This is a genomic window from Halomonas sp. (assembly GCF_031581305.1).
Taxonomy (GTDB): Bacteria; Pseudomonadota; Gammaproteobacteria; order Pseudomonadales; family Halomonadaceae; genus Halomonas.
In genome coordinates this window covers 5,520-6,555 of the sequence record NZ_JAVLBC010000181.1, presented here as the reverse complement: position 1 = coordinate 6,555, position 1,036 = coordinate 5,520, and the positions used below count along the sequence as shown (strand labels likewise).

The following is a 1,036-nucleotide window of genomic DNA, read 5'->3' as shown; positions in this document are numbered from 1 at the left end:
CGTGCGCACCACGCTGTAGCGCTCTGCCAGCTCGCGTAGCATGCCGATCTGCTGGGAGCCCTGCCCGGGAAAGATGAGGGCAAGGGGTTGGGTCATGTCGATCACCTTTGCACTTGTTGACTGTCGTCGATGCCGGTGGCGCCCGGCACGGTCGGCCCAGCGGGCCTGGATCCGCTCTCGGCTCGGCCGCGGACGGCCGAATCGACAGGGGACCGGCGGTGGTCCAGTTCGGCAGCCAGCCGACTTGGCAGGTCGCGCCTCACCTCGTTCCCCGCCCGTTGTACCGCATAGCGAAAACCCGTGGCATCGGCGCTGCCATGGCTCTTGATCACGATCCCGGCCAGCCCCAGCAGGCTGGCACCGTTGTAGCGCACCGGATCAAGCTCGCCCTTGAGGCGCCGCAACGCCGGACGGGCCAACAACCCCACCAGCCGACTGCCCCAGTGGGCCTCGAAGGTTGCCTGGACCCGTTCGACCAGCAGCCCTGCCAGACCCTCGCTGGCCTTGAGCACGGCATTGCCGACGAAACCGTCGCAGACGACCACGTCGGCGACACCGCTGAAGATCCCGTCGCCTTCCACATAGCCCAGGTAGGCGATGTCCGGATGTCGGCGCAACCAGGCATCGGCATCGCGCACGCTGTGTGTGCCCTTGGTGCCTTCGACGCCGACATTGAGCAGTGCCACCCGCGGCGCGACGAGGCCGTCCACATGGCGAGCCATCACCTCCCCCATCAGGGCGAAGTCGACTAGCCGCTCGGCACTGGCCTCCACGTTGGCGCCCAGGTCGAGCAGATAGCAGCGACCCAGGTCACGAGTCGGAATGGCGGTGCTGATGGCCGGACGGGGAATCCCCGCCACCGTACCCAAGGCACGCCGGGCCAGGGCCATCAAGGCACCGGTATTGCCGGCACTAACTGCAGCACTGGCAGTACCGTCATACACCATATTAATGGCCACGCGCATCGAGGAGTCTTTTTTCTTGCGTAGCGCCTGTGAGGGCGCTTCGTCCATAGCAACAATTTCCGATGCATGAA

General features: G+C 65.8%; 1 protein-coding gene and 1 pseudogene. Both read right to left on the bottom strand.

The features are described 5' to 3' along the window. A pseudogene (locus RI841_RS13320) lies at window positions 1-96 on the bottom strand (malonyl CoA-acyl carrier protein transacylase); the annotation flags it as partial. A 5-nt stretch (window positions 97-101) separates the two neighbouring features. Next, window positions 102-1,036 (bottom strand): phosphate acyltransferase PlsX (gene plsX / locus RI841_RS13315; protein WP_310706108.1); only part of this gene is annotated, 935 nt, incomplete at its 5' end.